The following is a 19,335-nucleotide window of genomic DNA, read 5'->3' on the forward strand; positions in this document are numbered from 1 at the left end:
GCGCGCGGGGAGTCGCCGGTCAGCTCCGGTGGGTGACGCGGCCGCCGCTCACGGTCAGCCGGACGGGCGCCTTCTCGGTCTCGTCGGCGGGGGCGTCCACCGGGTCCACCGCGAAGGCCGTCAGGTCCGCCCGCTGCCCCGGGGCGATCCGCCCGGCCCACCGCTCCTCCCCCGCGGCGACCGCCGCGTGGGTGGTCATCCCCTCCAGCGCCATCAGACCGGTCAGGCCGTGCCGCGCCGAGGCGGCTCCGCGCGGGGCCCGGGCGGTGGCCAGGACCTGTCGGGCGTCGTAGTGCGCGATCGGCCAGTCGGAGCCCAGCGCCAGGTGCGCCCCCGCGTCCCGCAGGTCACGGCAGCGCCAGGCGCGCGCAGCGCGCTCCCCGCCCAGCCGCCTGGACCACTCGTCGGTGCGGTCGGCGCGGGTGTACGCGGTGTGCGGGGGCTGCATGGAGGCCACTACGCCCAGGGCGGCGAAGCGGCCGAGCTGGTCGTCGGGGACGGTCTCGATGTGCTCGACGCGGTGCCGCGGCGCGTCGGCGCTCCTCGGCCCGAGGGCCTCCACGGTGTCCAGGACGTGCCGGACGGCAGCGTCGCCGATGGCGTGGGTGGCGGTGCCGATCCCGGCGGCGTGGAAGTGGCGTACGGCGGCGGAGTAGGCGGCGGGGTCGGGCCAGAAGGCGTCCGTGCCCTGGCCGTGGCAGTCGGCGTGCTCCAGCCAGGCGGTGCCGCCCTCGACGGTGCCGTCCATGAAGAACTTCACGCCGCCGACCCGCCACAGGCGCCCGGCCCGCTTCTGGAGCCGCACCAGCTCCTCCAGCTCCTCCCGGTCGGCGCCGGGCATGCACCAGGGGGCCAGCCGAAGCCTCAGCGGCAGGTCGCCGTCCTCCTCCAGGGCGGTGAGCAGCCCCGGTACGTCGTGCCCGCCGAGGTCCATGACATGGGCGCCGGTCAAACCGGTGGCGGCCATCGAGCCGAGCAGCCGGACGAGCCGGTCGCGCCGGTCGGCGTAGGGCGGGGTGGGCAGCAGCGGGGTCATGAGGTCCATGGCCGCGTGTTCGATCAGATGGCCGGTGGGCCGCCCCTCGGCGTCGCAGACGATCTCGGAGCGCTGGGCGAAGGTCCGGGGGCCGTCGATGCCCGCTGCCCTGAGGGCGGTGGCGCTCACGAGGGCGGAGTGTCCGTCGTAGAGCCGCAGGTGGGCGGGGGCGCCGTCGAGGACGTCCTCGACGAGGTCGTAATGGAGGGGCCGGCCGCCGAAGACGTTGTGGTCGAGGCCGACGCCGAGGATCCAGCCGTCGCGGCGTTCGGCCCGGGCGAGCGCCGCCCGCAGCTCGTCGAGGTCGCGCACGGCGGAGAGGTCGGTGCCGGCGAACATCTCCAGACCCCAGACGGGGTGGCTGTGGGCGTCGGTGAGGCCGGGGGCGAGGGTGGCGCCCGCCAGGTCGATCGTCTCGGTGCCGGGGCCGGTCCAGGCCCGCGCGTCCGTGTCGTCGCCGACGGCGGTGATCAGTCCGTCCTGGACGGCGACAGCGGTGTGGCCGGTGAGCTCGGGGGCGCGGACGCGGGCGTTGACGAGGACGAGGTCGGGTGCGGGCACGGCGGTTCTTCTCCTGAGCGGGGTGCGGGGGCGGGGAGTTCTGCGGCGGGCTCTGCGGGTTCGGCGGGTTCGGCGGGTTCGGCGGGTTCGGCGGGTTCGGCGGCGAAGTGCGCGTAGACCTCGGGGCGGCTGCGCCGGAGCCGGTACGCGAGGAGCAGTCCGAGCAGGAACACGCCGGGGACGAGGGCGAGGAGGACGGTGTTGACGGTGGAGGAGGCCCCCGTGAAGACGTCGATCTTCGAGACCACCAGGGCGAGGGCCCCGGTGAGCAGGACGGCCGCGACGACCGGGGCGACGACGGTCCGCAGGACTCCCTCATCGTGCCGGATCCGGCGGAAATAGAAGGGGACGGCCAGGGCGGCGAGCAGTTGGAGGGCCATCAGTCCGATGCCGCCGGGGGTGTTCACCCAGAGCAGGAGCTGGGTGTACGGGTCGGCGTCGGCGGCCGCGAAGCCGAGGACCACGGCCAGCCCGAGGACGGTCTGCGCGACGCCCGCGGCGTACGGGGAACGGTGGCGGGGGTGGACCTTGCCGAAGACGGGCGGCAGGACGCCTTCCTGGGCGAGTGCGAGGCCGTAGCGGTTGATCGCGTTGTGGAAGGCGAGGAGGGAGGCGAGCACGCTGGTGACGATGAAGAGGTGCATCAGGTCCGCCGCCCAGGCGCCCACGTAGGTGGTGATCGCGGCGAAGAAGAGCCCGCCGGTGTCGCCCGCGGCGGCCGCCACGACCTGGTCGTCGCCGAAGGCCTGGATGACGGTCCAGACGATGAAGGCGTAGAAGAGGCCGAGGAAGCAGACGGCGAGGTAGGTGGCCCGCGGGATGGTGCGGGCCGGGTCGCGGGCCTCGCGCCGGTAGATGACGGTGGACTCGAAGCCGGTGAACGCGGTGAAGGCGAAGGCGAGGACGGCCGCGCTGCCGGGGACGAGGACGTTGCCGGGGGCGAAGGAGGCGAGGGAGAGGCCGTCCGCGCCTCCCTCGATCAGCACGCCGCCGGCGAGCAGGACGAGGATGCCGGTCTCCGCGACGAGCAGCACGCCGAGGAGCTTGGCGCCGAAGTCGATCGAGCGGAAGCCGCCGTACCAGATGAGCAGCAGCCCGGCGATCGAGACGGGCAGCCAGGGGATGTCGATGCCCCACAGGGCGTGGCCGGTGTCGGCGGTGGCGGAGCCGAGGAGGCCGTAGACGCCGATCTCCATGCCGTTGTAGCCGAGCATGGCGAGCAGTGCGGCGGCGATGCCGACGGGCTTGCCGAGGCCGCGGGTGATGTAGGCGTAGAAGGCGCCGCCGTTCCTGACGTGGCGGGTCATCGTGGTGAAGCCGACGGCGAAGACCGCGAGGGTGATGCCGGCGAGGAGATAGCCGGCGGGGGCGCCGATGCCGCCGAGGACGATGGCGATCGGGGCGACGCCGGCCATCACGGTGAGCGGGGCGGCGGCGGAGACGACGAAGAAGGAGATGTCGGCGGTGGAGAGCGTGCCGGTTCTCAGCCCCTCGGGCTCGTCGGGGGAGGTGGGTGCGGGCATGGAAGGGGGAGCCCTTCTGCTGGCGGGGCAGGGCGGCGGGGACCCGTAAACCTAAAGGCTTTCGGTTGCGGCAATGTAGCCTCCGGGACGACGTACGGGAAGACCTCGACGAGAGAGCGGGAACATGGGACGGCCGCGGACACCGCTGATCGACCGGGAGCGCATCACCACCACGGCCCTGCAACTCGTCGACAAACAAGGGGAGTTCAGCGTCCCGCAGATCGCGCGGGCGCTGGGCGTGCAGACGGGGTCGCTGTATCACCACGTGGACGGCCGGAGCGGGGTCGTGGAGTTGCTGCGCGAGCGGGTCTGCGAGGCGATCGACGGCGGGACGCTGGACCTCGAACCGTGGGACGCGGCCATGGCGGCCTGGGCGCGCACCTACCGCTCCGCGTTCGCGGCCCACCCCCGGGTCATCCCGCTGCTGATGACCTCCCCGGTCCGGGCCCCCAGGGTGCTCGCCCAGTACGAGCGGGCGGTGGGCGTTCTCCTCGCCGCCGGCTTCGGGAACGAGGACGTCATGACGGTGATCGTGGCCCTGGAGAACCTGGTCCTGGGCTCGGCGCTGGACCTGGCGGCGCCGGAGACGATGTGGGAGCTGCCGGACGACACCACCACCCCGCGGCTCGCCGAGGCCCTGACGGCGGTGGCCACGGACCGCGCCGACGCCGCCTTCGAGCTGGCGCTCGGCGCCTTCCTCGCGCACTGCCGGTCCATGGTGGCCGGGGACGACGGTCAGGCGCCGTAGAACGGCTCACCCGGCCGGAACGGGGCCGGGCGCCCGTCCCGGGACGACGGTCAGGCGCCGTAGAACAGCTCCTCGACCACGGCCCGGGCCCGGCGCGTGATCCGGCGGTAGTCGTCGACCATCTCGCCGACGCGGCCGGGGCCGTAGCCGAGGTAGCGCCCCACCGCCGCCACCTCGCGGCCGTCGGAGGGGAAGGTGTCCCCCGGCCGGCCCCGGACCAGCATCACGGCGTTGCGGACGCGGGTCGCCAGGACCCAGGCCTCGTCCAGGATCCGCGCCTCCTCCGCCGGGATCAGCCCCGCCGTCCGGGCGGCTGCCAGGGCCTCGCGGGTGCGGGTGGTGCGCAGGCCGGGTTCCGTCCAGGCGTGGCGCATCTGGAGCAGCTGGACCGTCCACTCGACGTCGCTCAGACCGCCCCGGCCCAGCTTCGCGTGGAGCGTCGGATCGGCGCCGCGCGGCATGCGCTCGGTCTCCATCCGGGCCTTCAGGCGGCGGATCTCGCGGACCGCGTCCTCGCCCGGACCCCCCTCGGGGTAGCGCAGCGGGTCGACCAGCTCGACGAAGCGGCGCCCCAACTCGGCGTCCCCCGCCATGGGTTCGGCGCGCAGCAGGGCCTGGCTCTCCCAGACCAGGGACCAGCGGCGGTAGTAGGCCTCGTACGACTTCAGCGTGCGGGCGAGCGGACCGCTCTTGCCCTCCGGGCGCAGATCGGCGTCGATGAGCAACGGCGGGTCTGCGGTGGGGAGTTGGAGGAGCCTGCGGATCTCGGTGACGACCCGGTTCGCGGCCCGGGCGGCCTCGTGCTCGGGCACGCCCTCGCGCGGCTCGTGCACGAACAGGACGTCGGCGTCGGAGCCGTAGCTCAGCTCGTGCCCGCCGAACCGGCCCATGCCGATGACCGCGAACCGCGTCGGCAGCCGGTCGCCCCACTCGGCGCGCACGGCGGCCCGCAGCGCGCCCGCGATGGTGGCGGCGTTGAGGTCGGTCACCGCCTGGCCCACCCGGTCGACCAGAGCCGGATCGGGTTCGCGCGGGCTGTCCTCCGTGCCGTACGAGCCGATCAGGTCGGCCGCGGCGGTGCGGAACAGCTCCCGGCGGCGTACGCCACGCGCCGCGGCCACCGCCTGCTCCGGGCCGTCGGCGCGGCCGACCGCAGCCAGCACCTCCTGCTCCAGATGGTCCCGGCCGCGCGGCTCCAGCCCTTCGGGGTCGCCGAGGATCGCCACCGCCTCGGGCGCCCGCAGGAGCAGGTCGGGGGCGAGGCGCCCGGCGGAGAGCACCCGGGCCAGGTTCTCGGCCGCCGCGCCCTCGTCCCGCAGCAGCCGGAGGTACCAGGGGGTCTTGCCGAGCGCGTCGGACACCTTGCGGAAGCCGAGCAGCCCGGCGTCGGGGTCGGCGGAGTCCGCGAACCAGCCGAGCAGGACCGGCAGCAGCGTCCGCTGGATCGCGGCCTTGCGGGTGACGCCGGAGGCGAGGGCCTCCAGATGCCGCAGGGCCGCGACCGGGTCGGCATAGCCGAGCGCTTCGAGCCGCTGGCCGGCGGCCTTCGGGCTGAGCCGGGTCTCGCCGGGGGCGAGCTGGGCGACGGCGTCGAGCAGCGGCCGGTAGAAGATCTTCTCGTGGAGCCGGCGGACGACGGCGGCGTGCCGCTTCCATTCCCGGTTGAGCTCCGCGACCGGGTCGGTGCGCAGCCCGAGCGAGCGGCCGAGACGGCGCAGGTCCGCGTCGTCCTCGGGGACGAGGTGCGTACGGCGCAGGCGGTAGAGCTGGATGCGGTGCTCCATGGCGCGCAGGAAGCGGTACGCCTCGTCGAGCTGGGCGGCGTCCGCCCGGCCGACGTACCCGCCGGCGGCGAGCGCGTCCAGGGCGTCCAGCGTGGTGCCGCTGTGCAGGGTGGCATCGCTGCGACCGTGCACCAACTGCAGGAGCTGGACGGCGAACTCGACGTCCCGCAGACCGCCGGGGCCGAGCTTCAGCTCGCGCTCGACATGGGCCACGGGGATGTTGTCGACGACCCGGCGGCGCATCTTCTGCACGTCGGGGACGAAGTTCTCGCGCTCGGCGGCCTGCCAGACGAGGGGCCCGACGGCCTCGATGTAGTCGGCGCCCAGCTGGGGGTCCCCGGCCACGGGCCGGGCCTTCAGCAGCGCCTGGAACTCCCAGGTCTTGGCCCAGCGCTGGTAGTACGCCAGATGGGAGGAGAGCGTGCGGACGAGGGGGCCGTTGCGGCCCTCCGGGCGGAGGTTGGCGTCGACGGGCCAGATGGTGCCCTCGACGGTGGTCTCCGAGCAGATCCGCATCAGGTGCGAGGCGAGCCGGGTCGCCGCCTGGATCGCCTGGCCCTCCTCCGCGCCCGAGGCGCCCTCGGGCGGCTCCCCGACGAAGATGACGTCGACGTCGGAGACGTAGTTCAGCTCGTGGCCGCCGCACTTGCCCATCGCGATGACGGCGAGCCGGCAGCGGGACGCGTCCTCGGGGGCGGCGGCGCCGGCGAGGGCGAGGGCGGCGCGCAGGGTCGCGGTGGCCAGGTCGGCCAGCTCGGCGGCGGTCTGGGCGACGTCGGCGGTGCCGCAGACGTCGCGGGCGGCGATGGCGAGGAGACAGCGGCGGTAGGAGACGCGGAGGGCGACGGGGTCGGTGGCGCCGGAGAGGCAGCGCTCGAACTCCGCGACCCCGGGGTTCAGATCGGCCGCCTCGTAGGTGACGAGCGCCTGCCAGTCGTGGGGGTGGCGGGCCAGGTGGTCGCCGAGCGCCTCGGAGGCGCCGAGCACGCCGAGGAGCCGGTCGCGGAACGGCTTCGCGGACAGCAGCGTGGAGACGAGGGTCTGGTGGCCCTCCTCCGGCTGGGCCTCCACCAGCCGGACCAGACCGCGCAGGGCCAGATCGGGATCGGCGGTGGCCCCGAGGGCGTCGAGGAGCACGGAATCGTCGCGCAGGGTGGCCATCTCGGGCACGTCGAGCAGACGCTCGGCACCGGACGGATCGGTGAACCCGTGCCGCAGCAGCCGCGTGAAGATACTGCTCCTGCGTCCCGGCACCGTCATTCCGCCGCTCCCTCCACCGTTCACGGATTCGAGCCTATCCGGAGCGGGGATCGGGGTCGCCCCGGGCACGGGCGACCGATGAGTTCCGGACCGGGGGACGGTCTGCCCTGGTGACAGCCCGCGCTGACCCGCAGCCCGCGCAGCCCGCGCAGCCCGCGCAGAAAGGACCGTGCCATGCCCTCCCCCACGGATCCCCCCGTCCCCGGCCCGCCCGCGGCGCCCGCTCCCCCGCCTCCGCCCGCCGCATCCGGCGAGCCCCCGCCTCCGCCCGTCCTGCCCCGCGAGACCACGCTGGACCCCCGCTTCAGCGACCCGCGGGCCGAGGCCGCCGACTGGTCGCGGGCCCTCGACCGGCTCACCGCGGCCGAGGTCTTCTGGCTGACCACGGTCCGCCCGGACGGCCGCCCGCACGTCACCCCGCTGATCGCCGTCTGGTCGGAGGACGCCCTCCACTTCTGCACCGGCCCGCAGGAGCGGAAGGCGCGCAACCTCGCCGACCGGCGCGAGGTGGTCCTCACCACCGGCACGAGCGCCCTCGCTGAGGGCTTCGACCTCGTGGTGGAGGGCGAGGCCGTCCAGGTGACGGACGAGGCACGGCTGCGCGCCCTGGCCGACGCCTATGTCGACAAGTACGGCTCCGACTGGCGATTCGACGTGCGCGACGGCACGTTCGTGGGTGACGGTGGACCCGCCCTGGTGTTCGCCGTCGCGCCGCGCACGGTCTTCGGCTTCGCCAAGGGCGGGCCGTTCGGCCAGACCCGCTGGCGTTTCTGAGGAGACTCTCCATGAACTGGACGCTCGAAGTCGTCCCGGTGCCCGTGTCCGACATGGACCGGGCGAAGGCGTTCTACGGTGACAAGTGCGGTTTCAAGATCGACCTGGACGACGAGGTCGCCCCGGGGATGCGGATCATCCAGGCGACCCCGCCCGGCTCGCGCTGTTCGATCGCGATGCTCAGCGGCATGCCGACGATGCCGAGAACGAAGGAGATGGCCCCGGGCTCGCTCCACGGCCTGCAGATCTGCGTGACGGACATCGAGGCGGCCCGCGCGGAACTGGTCGACCGCGGTGTGGAGGTCACCCCGATCCGCCATGTCGGCGAACGGGGCTGGGAGGAGGGCAAGGGCGAGACGTGGAACTCGTTCATGTCCTTCGAGGACCCGGACGGCAACGGCTGGGTGGTCCAAGAGGCCCCGTCGGAGCTGTCGGAGCGCTGAGGGACGCGTGCGGGGCGGCCGGCAACCCGGCCGCCCCGCACGGATGGTGAGGGACCGACGGGCCGGAAGGCGTCACGCCGTCACTCGGCGGCGGCCCCGCCCGCCCACTACCGGGTCCGCTGCTGTTCCTCCCCTTCGTCCTCCTCGTCGGGCAGCTTCACGTCGTTCACCGTGATGTTGACTTCCACGACGTCCCGCCCCGCCATCCGCTCCACCGCGGAGATCACGTTCTCCCGTACCGCGCCGGCCACGTCCGTGATCGAGACGCCGTAATCGACCACGATGTCCAGATCGACGGCCGCCTGCGTCTCTCCGACCTCGACGCCGACCCCGCGGGTGGCGGACGTACCGCTACCGGCGCCGGGCATCTTCCCCCGCATGGATCCCATCGAGCGCGAGAGCCCACTGCCCAGGGCGTGCACACCGGGCACGTCCCGTGCGGCCATTCCGGCGATCTTCGCCACGACCACGTCGGCGATGGTCGTCCGGCCCCGGGAACCTGGCGCACCACCGTACTTTCCACCGGAGTTGTCACTCATCAGGCCGATCCTCCCTCAGGGAGCAAACCTGTAGAAATTGCCTGGGATAGGTACATTCTAAAGCGGGATCCCCGCCACGGCTCGGGCCGGCGGAACGCCTCAGGGCCGACGGTCGCGCCACCGTCGGCCCTGAACGTCGTTTCCTGGCTGTACCCGCTCCGACCTGCGCTTACAGCACGGGAAGGTTCTTCCGCAGCTCGAGGCCGTGACCTCGCTGCGGTACTCCTCCCACTCCTGCTTCTTGTGGCGCAGGAATGAGGCCCCGCCGGCGCCAACAGGAACGATCCCGGACGCTGCACGTGAGAACACCTACCCATAGGCGGCCAACGGTGGGTACCGGCGGCCCGCGGTGACCCTCGGACGGCCCATAGACGGCCCAGCACTGGGCAGCCTCAGGCCCGCCAGGCTTTTATGCAATGCCCGCGTGGGCGCGGCTGGATCCTGGCGTCGAGACTCCGATGGGGCTGCGCTGCAGCGCCCGGGCCGATTACTCAAGAAGTCCGAAACGCTCGCGCACGCGATCGTCCAGCTTTCCTTCTTCCAGGTCGCTAAGCGCGGCTGCGTACCCGGCCAGGGCCGCCTCGTGTACGAGTTCGTGCACTTCGACCGGGATCATCTCGTAGACGCCCGAGCAGATGTTCTCGGCTGCGTCGTGTGCTGGGCGATAGTGGGGATCACGGATGTTGCCGCCCAGATGACGGACAAGCTCGTGTATGTCTTTCTGCAGGTCGTCGGCCATGTTGAGCCAACTACCCTTCCCTGCTGAGCGACAACCTCTCCGCCAGCCGTGAACGGGGTCAGCTCTCGTCCCGTCCACAGATACGGCACTCAAGGCCCGCTTGCGACGGCATCATGGGCGTCATGGATGCGGGGATAGCCGCCGTGCTGGGCGCGGGAGTCGGAACATTGGGCATGATCGTGACTGGCTGGACTGCCCGGTCAGCAGCCAAGCTGCAGATGCGCAACGAGTCGCTGCGTGAGCGGAGGGAGCCACGAAGAGCCTCCTTTGAGGCGTTTTCCTCGGCTGTTACGACGCTTCACGATCACCTACAACCCTGGGTGCACTTCGGTCGACTCCTCGACCGGTCGAGGACCTCTGATGATGGGATCACAGACGCAGTGGCACTCCTGAAGCAGAGCGACTTTAAGGATGGATATGTCATTCAGGCCCTTGCACTCGCTGACGAGGTCAGCCGATATGGCCGGCATGTTGTCCTGGACGGACCGGCAGAACTCGAACCGTTCGTAGCCAAGGTGGCGGAGCTGTCGAGTGACCTCGTAGCCCCGTTTCGAATCCTGCTGAGCTTCGCTCGCCTTTCAGGCGGGGTAAGCGACTCAACCGTTGCTTACGACACCTCACAGTTCCCTGAGAAACTGAAGCAGTTGGACCATGGGGTGCGAGAGTTCCTTCAACATGCAAGTTCGGCGCTGGACCGTGACATCGCCAGGTGACCGAGCGGTCGTCAGAGTCCCCATGACTCCAGGTAAGCTTCGATGACCGCATCATGGAGCGCTGCTTTGTAAGAGCGGACGTGGTCTTCTGCATGTCCGCCCAGGTCCCTACGGCTGTGGCGGCAGCCCGGATAATCGGTGCTTCTCGATTGCTACGAGCCGTCGTTGACCGTGGCCGACCGCACTATGTGGCACGCCTGTGGCACGAGGACCGCTTAGTCCCGAAGCAGCCTTATGTTCTTGGGCTGCTGCGCTGTCACCTGTGCTGATGGCCCGCTGGCGTCCACGGGTGTTCGCGGCTGCGCGTCGCGGTTGTCACGCAGTTAGACACGCAGTGAATGCTGTCGCAGAACTGAATATATGGAGGATGGCAGTGATGACTGAGTTGTCCGTCAATTCCCACTCATTCGCGGCGCATATGGAACGTAAGTCCAACTGTCAAGCTGCTCCTCATATCCCTCGGCTGGTACCTGTACGTAATTAGATGGGTCAATGTAATCCTCAAAACACCCCGGATCTGCTGATCGAGCAGTGGTGGAAATAAGGCAAAGAACAGGATCGGGCCTGTGAGACCAGCTATCATCGGATTGCAAGAGGGTCCGCATCAACCTGTCCGCAACAACGAGGTCATCCTCGCTAACCTGGCCTTTGTGGGATCCTGAATGCACCCCTAGAACGATTCGCAGCGCGTTGCTGTTACCCATATTTTCCACAGCTAGGCTTCTAGCCAGTCGGGGAATTATATAACTGACAAAGACATGTTCAGGGCGGGCATTCGTCGCCACAATGGCGAAACCAACCCGCCCCCACGTCCGAAGTTCCAAATCGTACCGCGACCCGGATTCCGATGCATTCGCGCAGATCTCTTGAACCAAAAGATTGATCCGACTCCTGATAACAGATTCAGGAAGATCGTCACTTGCGCTAACGGCCGCACCCACCAGCACAGCCTGCTTGTGAGTTTCGAGACGAGTCTTCATCCTGAGCCACATTCTGCGTGGACGGACCTGCGTCGTAACATCGAGTGATACCCATGAGCCGATTTCGCGTTCTCGTGTCGCGTGGGGCGTCCGAGACTCGAATACTTCATCGGAGCAAATAGTAGCAAGCAGTGAGTAACGTCCGGACAGTGCATCTCTCAGAGCTGGGCTTTGCCGGTACGCGTTGAGTTCTGTCAGGACTTCTCCATTGAAGATTTCCCCGCGCAATTTGCCTGCCCCCCGATGTGCGGACATCCACAAGATCGGCCGCGACAAAGCTTGCAGATGCGGAAAGGCCCTAGTTGCCGCAGTATCCAGGGTTTCCAAGAATCGCTCATAGGCAAGTTGGCTAGACGATCCATTCACGGCAATAGAAACCAGTATCTCACCGGACCACCCCCGGCTTTGATGCACTACTTCGCTGTCCTGCAAACACTCCTGGACTGAATCTCGTACGAGATCATCCAGATTTACCTCCCTATTGGGGGGGTTTCCGGCTGCCCATTCAATGACACAGGCAAGCCACTGGTCTGCGGGCCTGGTTCCAGCATCAACTTGCGGTTTGCTGTCAGTCGATAGCACTTTCAAAATCTCGAAAATCGCCTCAGCCGCACGAACCGATGCATTCTTTTGTGTTCCTTTGGCGTCATGTTGCGCCTTTTCTGCGTCAGCAAGATCGCTGATCCCCCGGACGACAAGGGTCGGGAGATCGTCTGCTACATGGGCGGCATGCGCAGCTCCAGAGCCTTCCATTTCGATGGCGCAGGCATCGTTGTAGTGCCCTCGCAGAAACTCTCGCAACTCAGACTCTTCACCTGCGATCACAACGTCCCCAGAGGCAATCGGCTTGTAATGTACACACACATCTTCCCGGAGGGCTGCCATTGCGGCCTGCAAAAGTCTGTAGGAAGCATGCCAGACTTCTGGCCTTACGGAGAATCCTTCCGCTGAAGCCTTACCACCGTGGATACCATAAATTTTAGTGCCGACTATAACATCTCCGATGGAAATATCAGATTTCAAGCTTCCGGCCACTCCGGAAAAGAGCATGATCTCTGGATCGATCCACGCGATAGCCTGCATTGTGGTCGCAGCAGCGTTGATGACACCAGGGCCCAATTGTACGAGTGCTACCCGCCACTCCGTGTCGTCCAAAGTGCCGAGCTCTATGCGGGTCCCATCCCTGTGAATTTTAGTCTCGATCTTGGCCAATCCTGAACGGACGGCGAGGTATTCGACGGGTAGTGCCGTAACGATAAGCGCGGTGCGATCTACGGAAGGCAAGAGGGCTCGTTTCGGAGGATGGCGATTAAATCAAGAAGTATGGCTGCTGGACGATTCCCACACTTTTTCGAATAGGCGAGCGAAGGAGCCGTACATTGGAGAAGTTGCCGGATACTTGAGCACTTTTGAATCGCGACCGTGTGAATCGCTTGAGTAGGGTGTGAAGTAAGCGACGCGATCGGTCAGAAGTATGCGACCCAGATGTGGAAAGTCGTAACGTCGTATCTCAACAAGCCCATCACGTTGGTGAGTTTCCAAATGTGAGATGTTCGTTTCGATTTGCCGATTAAGCTGTCCGTTGCCAAAACTTCTATCGAACGTGGCGAGCTCTGCTTCGCGATCAAGTGTCCACCTGGCACTTGGGCCCGACCCAGTACAAGGCAGAAGGACTCGCATGTTCGGACTGCCTCCTGTGGCGGTGCTCCTATTCAGGAATTGATCGAAAGTCGCTCGCTGCAGTTCATTGCCTCTGCCTGTGAGTAGGGCAACGCTTCTGGCTCGACGGAGCTCTCTGGATATATCGACTTCTGCGGCCTTTTTGTCTGTCCACGATTGGCCGAAATCGCCCGAACTTAGCCGCGACAGTGCTACGACGAGCATCCAGCGGAAACGTCCTGACCACAAAAATGCGGCAACCAAGCCTAGCCATGTAGCAGCGATCGATGAAAGTACACCGACCAGGAAATCCCCCAACGTGACCACTCCCACCTAGCCCAACGTTTGGGCAAGACTGTACTCAGAGTCGACGCGGCGAGTCCTGGTTTTGCTCGATGCGATGAGGCGATGCAGCGTCTCGCACGACGTCTACGCGAAGAAGGTAGGGGAGGCCTGTAGAAGTCTTGTTGAGTGTTGCCTGCACACGGCTGTCCGCGACACAACGAACGACCCCTGACCTACCACCCACCCCACCTCCCATCCCGTCCGCCGTCGACCCACACGTCTGTGGAGCGGGCGTGGTTCATGGCGTCCAGGTGGAGCGCGCCACTGTACGAACGACCTGGACGCCATGGGCCGCGTCTGCTCGGCTCTGCCTGGGTCAACGGTGGACGGGATGGGAGCCCACCACGCTCACCACGATGGGCCCGCGGCCGGGAACGGCGCCCCCTCCCACCCGGTGCCGGCCGATCCCCTGCCGGAGGCATGTCCTTGATCGTGGGCCGCGTGCGTCGGGTGATCGACTCATGACCTCCGGGCCTATCCACAGTGGGCGGGCGTCGGCGCAGCCGGGGCGGAGCGGGCCGAAGGCAGGAGCGGCGCCCGAGCGGAGCCGGGAAGTCCGCCCGGCGGAGCGGAGCGGAGCCGGGAAGTCCACCCGGCGGAGCGGAGCGCAGCCGGGTGCTTGATGAGGTAGAGAAATTTCCACCGTATTAGGAACGTGCGGCTTCCAGAGCCGCGATCACGGTCGCAGGGTCGCCGTCGTACAGGAGATGCGGTTCGTCTGCCTGGGGAGGGATGAAGCGGGTTCGGTACCGCTGTAGGTCGCTCTCGGAGAAGTAGATCGCGTTCGGATCATTCGCGTGGAACTCGTTGCGCATGCTGACCCGTGCCCACAACTCTTCGTGGCTGGCCGCGAGATAGACGAGGACGGGAGTCGCGCCGGCATCGGTGGCGATCGCTCGCAACCTCGCTCGGTCCTCCGGAGTCCAGAAGCCGTGGTCAACGACGATGTCGTGCCCAGCCATGAGCTGTTCCCTGAGATCAGCCGCCACGTCCTCCAGGACCGGCCGCTCAAGGGTCGGGAACCCCGGGGGAAGTCGATCCCGTAGACGCCGTGCCGACGGAACATCTCTTCGTCAGGACACAGGCGCGCGAAGCCGCGGGCAGTGAGAGCGCGAGACAGGGTGGTCTTGCCAGAGCCGGGGAGTCCGGCCATCAGGACGCAGAACGGCGGGTGCTGGGGCATGGGCCTTGTCAGAGTCCGGGAGATGGCGTCCATCTCCGTTTCAACTTCGGGCGTGCTTGCGCCTGCTCGGCGGACCGCGAGACGACTCAGGGCCGACGGTTCGCCGCCGTCGGCCCTGATCTTCAGTTCCGGGCTCTACGGCCCTGACCTGCGCTTACAGCACCGGCAGGTTCTTCCGCAGCTCGAAGGCCGTGACCTCGCTGCGGTACTCCTCCCACTCCTGCTTCTTGTTGCGCAGGAAGAAGTCGAAGACGTGCTCGCCCAGCGTCTCCGCGACCAGTTCGCTCTTCTCCATCAGGGCGATCGCCTCGCCCAGGTTCTGCGGCAGCGGCTCGATGCCCATCGCCCGGCGCTCCGCGTCCGAGAGGGCCCAGACGTCGTCGTCGGCGCCGGCCGGGAGTTCGTAGCCCTCCTCGATGCCCTTGAGGCCCGCCGCGAGGAGGACCGCGTAGGTGAGGTAGGGGTTGGCGCCCGAGTCGATGGAGCGGACCTCGACGCGGGAGGAGCCCGTCTTGCCCGGCTTGTACATGGGGACGCGGATCAGGGCCGAGCGGTTGTTGTGGCCCCAGCAGATGTACGACGGGGCCTCGCCGCCCGCGCCCGCGCTGCGGGCCGAGCCGCCCCAGATGCGCTTGTAGGAGTTGACCCACTGGTTGGTGACCGCCGAGATCTCGGCCGCGTGCTTCAGCAGGCCCGCGATGAAGGAGCGGCCCACCTTGGAGAGCTGGTACTCCGCGCCCGATTCGTAGAAGGCGTTGCGGTCACCCTCGAAGAGCGAGAGGTGGGTGTGCATGCCCGAGCCCGGGTACTCCGAGAACGGCTTCGGCATGAACGTCGCCTGCACGCCCTGCTCCAGCGCGACCTGCTTCATGACCAGGCGGAAGGTCATGATGTTGTCCGCCGTGGAGAGCGCGTCGGCGTAGCGCAGGTCGATCTCCTGCTGGCCCGGGGCGCCCTCGTGGTGGGAGAACTCCACCGAGATGCCCATCGACTCCAGCATGGTGATGGCCTGGCGGCGGAAGTCCATGCCCACGTTCTGCGGGGTGTGGTCGAAGTAGCCGGAGTTGTCGGCGGGGGTCGGCTTCGAGCCGTCCAGCGGCTTGTTCTTCAGGAGGAAGAACTCGATCTCGGGGTGGGTGTAGAAGGTGAAGCCCAGGTCCGAGGTCTTCGCCAGGATGCGCTTCAGGACGAAGCGGGGGTCCGCGAAGGACGGCGAACCGTCCGGCATCAGGATGTCGCAGAACATCCGGGCCGTGCCGGGGGCCTCGGCGCGCCACGGCAGGATCTGGAAGGTGCTCGGATCGGGCTTGGCGATCATGTCGGATTCGTAGACGCGGGCGAAGCCCTCGATCGCCGAACCGTCGAAGCCGATGCCCTCGTCGAACGCCTGCTCAAGCTCGGCGGGCGCGACGGCCACCGACTTCAGGAAACCGAGCACGTCGGTGAACCACAGCCGCACGAACCGGATGTCACGCTCCTCGAGCGTCCGGAGGACGAATTCCTGCTGCTTGTCCATTTCCACACCCATCTTTGCTGGTCAGGCCGCCTGTTCCCACCGCCTCGGGTACATCGGGGGGCACCTGAGCATCCCACCACTTGGTTTCGCGCACGTTGCATACCCATAGTGCCTGGTCGCTGTGGCGCAGGTAACAGGGGGACCGGCCGATTCCGGGTGCCCGCCGGGTGCCCCGCGGTGCCCACCGGAGGGGCCGCCCCCGTGCCCGCTCCCCCTCGGCCGCGACCGAGGGGTACCCCGTACGGCCCACACGCGGTCTTCTCCTACTACGATCTCGCCCCATGGGGGCCCCGCGGCTCGTACGGCCGCCTCGGCACGCGCGTCCCACGGCACTGGTGAGTGCCGTGGCGACGCTCCTCGCCGCGCTCTTCGTCTGCGCGGGCACTTCCGACGCCGCCGCGCACCACCCCGGGGAACGACGGGTGACGCTCGCCGCTCCGGCCGACCACTCCGGTGCGCCGCGGGCCGCGCTCGCTCCCGGCGGTCCGGCCGTCCCGACCGTACGGGCCGTCGAGTACGTCTGCCCGTACGACCGCGGCGACTGCTCCCTCTTCCCCTCGCTCGGCCCGGCGGTGCTCACCGCGCCGCCGCTCGACCCGCCGCCGCACGCGGAGGGCCGTCTCCCGCGCCTCGACACGCCGCACCACCCCGGCCGGGCGCCCCGCTCGGGCGCGCAGCCCCGCGCGCCCGACCTGCACGTCCTTCAAGTCCTGCGGACGTGACGGCCGGATCTGCCTCACCGCTCTTCCCGTACGCCACGTCACGTCATGACACCCCTCACCGAAGAAGGACGACATCACCATGGCCGCCAACCGCTCCTCCACCGCCGACCGCCGCGCCCGAATAGAGGAGATGCGCCGCGCCGAGCAGTCCCGCGAGCGCCGTGTCCGCTTCCTCACGATCGGCGTCGCCGGCGTCATCGTGCTCGGCCTCGTGGGCTTCGGCGCCTACGTGCTCAACCAGGAGTCCGAGAAGAAGGAGGAGAAGGAGGCCGTCGCGAAGGCCCCCATCAAGGACGAGAAGTCCTGGGACGCCAAGAAGCTCGGCCGCAACCACGTCACCACGGCCGTCTCGTACCCGATGAAGCCCCCGGTCGGCGGCGATCACGACCAGGTCTGGCAGAACTGCGACGGCGACGTCTACAAGACGCCGGTCGCCGAGGTGAACGCCGTGCACTCGCTGGAGCACGGCGCCGTCTGGGTCACGTACAACAAGAAGGCCCCCGAGGGCGAGGTGAAGAAGCTGGCCGAGAAGGTCGGGAAGACGCCGTACTCCCTGATGAGCCCGGTCGACGACCAGGCCGGCGCGATCATGCTGAGCGCCTGGGGCAAGCAGGTGTCGGTGGACAGCGCGACCGACCCGCGCGTCGACGCCTTCTTCACCAAGTACGTCCAGGGGCCGCAGACCCCCGAGCCGGGCGCCGCCTGCACCGGCGGGATCGGCCAGTGAGCGGCGTCCGGCCGAACCGTACGCAGTGGGCGGCGATCACCGCCGTCGTCCTCGCGCTGCTCTTCGCCGGGGGCGCCGTCACCGTCGCCTCCGCGGACCGCGAGGAGGCTCCGGCCACGCCCGCGTCGGACTCGGCGGACGCGGGCTTCGCCCGTGACATGTCGGTCCACCACCAGCAGGCCGTCGAGATGTCGTTCATCGTCCGGGACCGTACGACGGACGAGGAGGTGCGCCGGCTGGCGTACGACATCGCCAACACACAGGCCAACCAGCGCGGCATGATGCTGGGCTGGCTGGACATGTGGGGGCTGCCGAAGGTCGAGTCGGGCACCGAGCCGATGACCTGGATGGACATGGGCGCGGAGCACGGCGCGTCCGGCCACGGCGGGTCGGGACACGGCGAGGCCGGTCCGGCCGACGGGGCGCTGATGCCGGGCATGGCGACCAAGGCCGAGATGAAGCGGCTGCGGGAGGCCCGCGGCGAGGAGGCCGAGATCCTCTACCTCCAGCTGATGACCGACCACCACGAGGGCGGCGTCCACATGGCCCAGGGCTGTGTGGACAGGTGCTCGGTGGAGGTCGAGCGGGGCCTCGCGCAGGGCATGGTCGACGCCCAGGAGTCGGAGATCCGCCTCATGGCGGAGCTGCTGGAGAAGCGGGGCGCGAAGCCGCGTCCCTGAGCCGACGGAGCCGGTGACGCGCGTGACGCGTGGCGGCCCCCGCGACCCGCACCGGTCGCGGGGGCCGCCGCGTACGCGGAGAATGGATGGGGGCTCGGGGAGGCAGGCACCACCACGTTCGACGGAGGGACGCACCCCATGACCACGGCGAAGGACATCATGCACTCCGGGGCCCGATGGATCCCCCGGCACGAGACGCTCGACCGGGCGGCGCAGATGATGCGCGACCTCGACGTCGGCGCGCTGCCGATCGCCGACGAGGAGGAGCGGCTCTGCGGCATCATCACGGACCGGGACATCGTCGTCGGCTGTGTGGCCGAGGGCCACGACCCCTCGAAGATCACGTGCGGTGAGATGGCGCACGGCACCCCGCGCTGGATCGACGCCGGCTCGGATGTGAGCGAGGTCCTCGACGAGATGACGGGCCACCAGATCAAGCGGCTCCCCGTCATCGAGAACAAGCGTCTGGTCGGGATGATCAGCGAGGCCGATCTGGCGCAGCATCTGGACGACGAGCAGATCAAGGAGTTCTGCGCGCGCGTCTACGCCACCTCCTGATCAGCTCATCGGCCGAGCTCAAGCACCGCCCGCGCCACCGCGTCCGGCCGGTCCAGCATCATCAGATGGCCCGAGGGTTCGACCGCCTCGTAGCGGGCGTCGAGCCGTCGGGCCAGCGCGCGTTGGCGGTCGGCCCAGCGGGCCGAGCCGTCGGGGGCGGCGAGGACGGTGACGGGGACGTCCGGAGGCAGCGGGGAGCGCTCGCGCAGGGCGAGGAGTTCGGCGGCGACGGCGCGGTAGTGGGTGTTCTCCAGGAGCGCTCCCCGCATCACGCGGGAGGTGCCGTACACCCGGCGGAGCAGCGCGGCGGGCGCCGGGTCGCCGCCCGAGGCGCGGGAGAGCCGGACGGTGGCGCGCCGGACGGCAGGCCCGGCGGCGGCGGGGCCGCCGACGGCGCCGACCAGGGCGCCGAGCGCGCGGGCCGCGGCGGTGCGCAGGGCGGGGGCGGCGGGCGTACGGGCGTGCTCCTCGACGGAGGCGTCGACGAGGACGATCCCGGCGGCGCGGTCCGGGTGCAGCCGGGCGAAGGCCTCCGCGTGGAATCCGGCGATGGAGTGCCCCACGACGGTGGCCGGGCCCGGCATGCCGAGGGCGTCCAGGAGGGCCGCGATCCGGTGGGCCTCCCCCGGGGCGCTGGGGGCGACGGCGGCGGGGGCGGAGAGTCCGTGGCCCGGCCGGTCGAAGCGGACCACCGTGCGGTGCGGGGTGAGCAGCGGGACGACCCGGTCCCAGTCGAACCAGCTCATGGCGAGGCCGGCGCTCAGGACGCAGACGGGGCCCGAGCCCTCGACGACGACGTGGTGGGCCACGCCGCCGATCCGTACGAACACGCTCAAGAACGCTCC

At 69.2% G+C, this 19,335-nt stretch carries 17 protein-coding genes and 1 pseudogene; 8 read left to right on the top strand and 10 right to left on the bottom strand.

What is annotated here, in order from left to right; all coding sequences use genetic code 11:
• Positions 1–19: 19 nt before the first annotated feature.
• Positions 20–1,597, bottom strand: coding sequence for an amidohydrolase family protein (locus ACFZBD_RS19780; RefSeq protein ID WP_391140878.1), 1,578 nt, complete (start codon positions 1,595–1,597; stop codon positions 20–22).
• A complete protein-coding gene (locus ACFZBD_RS19785; protein ID WP_391140880.1) occupies positions 1,507–3,120 on the bottom strand; it encodes an APC family permease in 1,614 nt (537 codons plus the stop codon). The genes ACFZBD_RS19780 and ACFZBD_RS19785 overlap by 91 nt, the downstream gene beginning before the upstream one ends.
• Before the next feature lie 124 nt (positions 3,121–3,244).
• Here ACFZBD_RS19785 and ACFZBD_RS19790 point away from each other — a divergent pair, with 124 nt between their 5' ends.
• Entirely contained in the window at positions 3,245–3,868 is a 624-nt protein-coding gene (locus ACFZBD_RS19790; RefSeq protein WP_391140882.1) for a TetR/AcrR family transcriptional regulator C-terminal domain-containing protein, read from the top strand.
• A gap of 50 nt (positions 3,869–3,918) precedes the next feature.
• On the opposite strand, the gene ACFZBD_RS19795 is transcribed toward ACFZBD_RS19790, so the two are convergent.
• Positions 3,919–6,912, bottom strand: coding sequence for a bifunctional [glutamine synthetase] adenylyltransferase/[glutamine synthetase]-adenylyl-L-tyrosine phosphorylase (locus ACFZBD_RS19795; RefSeq protein ID WP_391140884.1), 2,994 nt, complete (start codon positions 6,910–6,912; stop codon positions 3,919–3,921).
• A 174-nt stretch (positions 6,913–7,086) separates the two neighbouring features.
• On the opposite strand from ACFZBD_RS19795, the gene ACFZBD_RS19800 reads away from it, so the two are divergent.
• On the top strand, positions 7,087–7,686 hold the full coding sequence (locus ACFZBD_RS19800; RefSeq protein ID WP_391140886.1) for a pyridoxamine 5'-phosphate oxidase family protein: 600 nt from the start codon (positions 7,087–7,089) through the stop codon (positions 7,684–7,686).
• Positions 7,687–7,697: 11 nt separating this feature from the next.
• On the top strand, positions 7,698–8,129 hold the full coding sequence (locus ACFZBD_RS19805; protein ID WP_391140887.1) for a VOC family protein: 432 nt from the start codon (positions 7,698–7,700) through the stop codon (positions 8,127–8,129).
• Between the two features lie 107 nt (positions 8,130–8,236).
• Here ACFZBD_RS19805 and ACFZBD_RS19810 read toward each other — a convergent pair whose 3' ends face one another.
• The 3 genes and pseudogenes from ACFZBD_RS19810 to ACFZBD_RS19820 all read right to left on the bottom strand — a co-directional run bounded on the left by ACFZBD_RS19810 (position 8,237) and on the right by ACFZBD_RS19820 (position 9,407).
• Positions 8,237–8,668, bottom strand: a complete 432-nt coding sequence (locus ACFZBD_RS19810; RefSeq protein WP_391140888.1) for an Asp23/Gls24 family envelope stress response protein — start codon at positions 8,666–8,668, stop codon at positions 8,237–8,239.
• A gap of 169 nt (positions 8,669–8,837) precedes the next feature.
• Positions 8,838–8,923 (bottom strand): annotated as a pseudogene (locus ACFZBD_RS19815) (glutamine synthetase); the annotation flags it as partial.
• 232 nt (positions 8,924–9,155) lie between these two features.
• Positions 9,156–9,407: a hypothetical protein gene (locus tag ACFZBD_RS19820; RefSeq protein ID WP_391140890.1), complete on the bottom strand. Its 252-nt coding sequence runs from the start codon at positions 9,405–9,407 to the stop codon at positions 9,156–9,158.
• A 122-nt stretch (positions 9,408–9,529) separates the two neighbouring features.
• On the opposite strand from ACFZBD_RS19820, the gene ACFZBD_RS19825 reads away from it, so the two are divergent.
• On the top strand, positions 9,530–10,120 hold the full coding sequence (locus ACFZBD_RS19825) for a hypothetical protein (RefSeq protein ID WP_391140892.1): 591 nt from the start codon (positions 9,530–9,532) through the stop codon (positions 10,118–10,120).
• Between the two features lie 392 nt (positions 10,121–10,512).
• Here the strand turns inward: ACFZBD_RS19825 and ACFZBD_RS19830 are convergent, their stop codons facing one another.
• The 3 genes from ACFZBD_RS19830 to ACFZBD_RS19840 all read right to left on the bottom strand — a co-directional run bounded on the left by ACFZBD_RS19830 (position 10,513) and on the right by ACFZBD_RS19840 (position 15,803).
• Positions 10,513–12,384, bottom strand: a complete 1,872-nt coding sequence (locus ACFZBD_RS19830) for a hypothetical protein (RefSeq protein WP_391140894.1) — start codon at positions 12,382–12,384, stop codon at positions 10,513–10,515.
• 1,367 nt (positions 12,385–13,751) lie between these two features.
• The gene (locus ACFZBD_RS19835; protein ID WP_391140896.1) at positions 13,752–14,066 is read right to left on the bottom strand and encodes an AAA family ATPase; all 315 of its coding nucleotides are present in this window, start codon (positions 14,064–14,066) and stop codon (positions 13,752–13,754) included.
• A 375-nt stretch (positions 14,067–14,441) separates the two neighbouring features.
• Complete coding sequence (locus ACFZBD_RS19840) at positions 14,442–15,803, bottom strand: glutamine synthetase beta-grasp domain-containing protein (protein WP_391140898.1); 1,362 nt, start codon at positions 15,801–15,803, stop codon at positions 14,442–14,444.
• 344 nt (positions 15,804–16,147) lie between these two features.
• Between ACFZBD_RS19840 and ACFZBD_RS19845 the strand changes: the two genes are divergently transcribed.
• From ACFZBD_RS19845 to ACFZBD_RS19860, 4 genes are all read left to right on the top strand, one after another.
• Positions 16,148–16,525, top strand: a complete 378-nt coding sequence (locus ACFZBD_RS19845; protein WP_391140899.1) for a hypothetical protein — start codon at positions 16,148–16,150, stop codon at positions 16,523–16,525.
• 79 nt (positions 16,526–16,604) lie between these two features.
• Positions 16,605–17,252: a DUF3105 domain-containing protein gene (locus ACFZBD_RS19850; RefSeq protein WP_391140900.1), complete on the top strand. Its 648-nt coding sequence runs from the start codon at positions 16,605–16,607 to the stop codon at positions 17,250–17,252.
• Positions 17,249–17,932 (top strand): DUF305 domain-containing protein, encoded by a 684-nt coding sequence (locus tag ACFZBD_RS19855; RefSeq protein WP_391140902.1) that lies wholly within the window; start codon positions 17,249–17,251, stop codon positions 17,930–17,932. The genes ACFZBD_RS19850 and ACFZBD_RS19855 overlap by 4 nt, the downstream gene beginning before the upstream one ends.
• Before the next feature lie 138 nt (positions 17,933–18,070).
• A complete protein-coding gene (locus ACFZBD_RS19860) occupies positions 18,071–18,490 on the top strand; it encodes a CBS domain-containing protein (protein WP_391140904.1) in 420 nt (139 codons plus the stop codon).
• Positions 18,491–18,495: 5 nt separating this feature from the next.
• Here the strand turns inward: ACFZBD_RS19860 and ACFZBD_RS19865 are convergent, their stop codons facing one another.
• Positions 18,496–19,326, bottom strand: coding sequence for an alpha/beta fold hydrolase (locus ACFZBD_RS19865; RefSeq protein WP_391140906.1), 831 nt, complete (start codon positions 19,324–19,326; stop codon positions 18,496–18,498).
• Positions 19,327–19,335 lie beyond the last annotated feature (9 nt).

This window comes from Streptomyces sp. NPDC008121 (genome assembly GCF_042957155.1).
GTDB lineage: Bacteria > Actinomycetota > Actinomycetes > Streptomycetales > Streptomycetaceae > Streptomyces.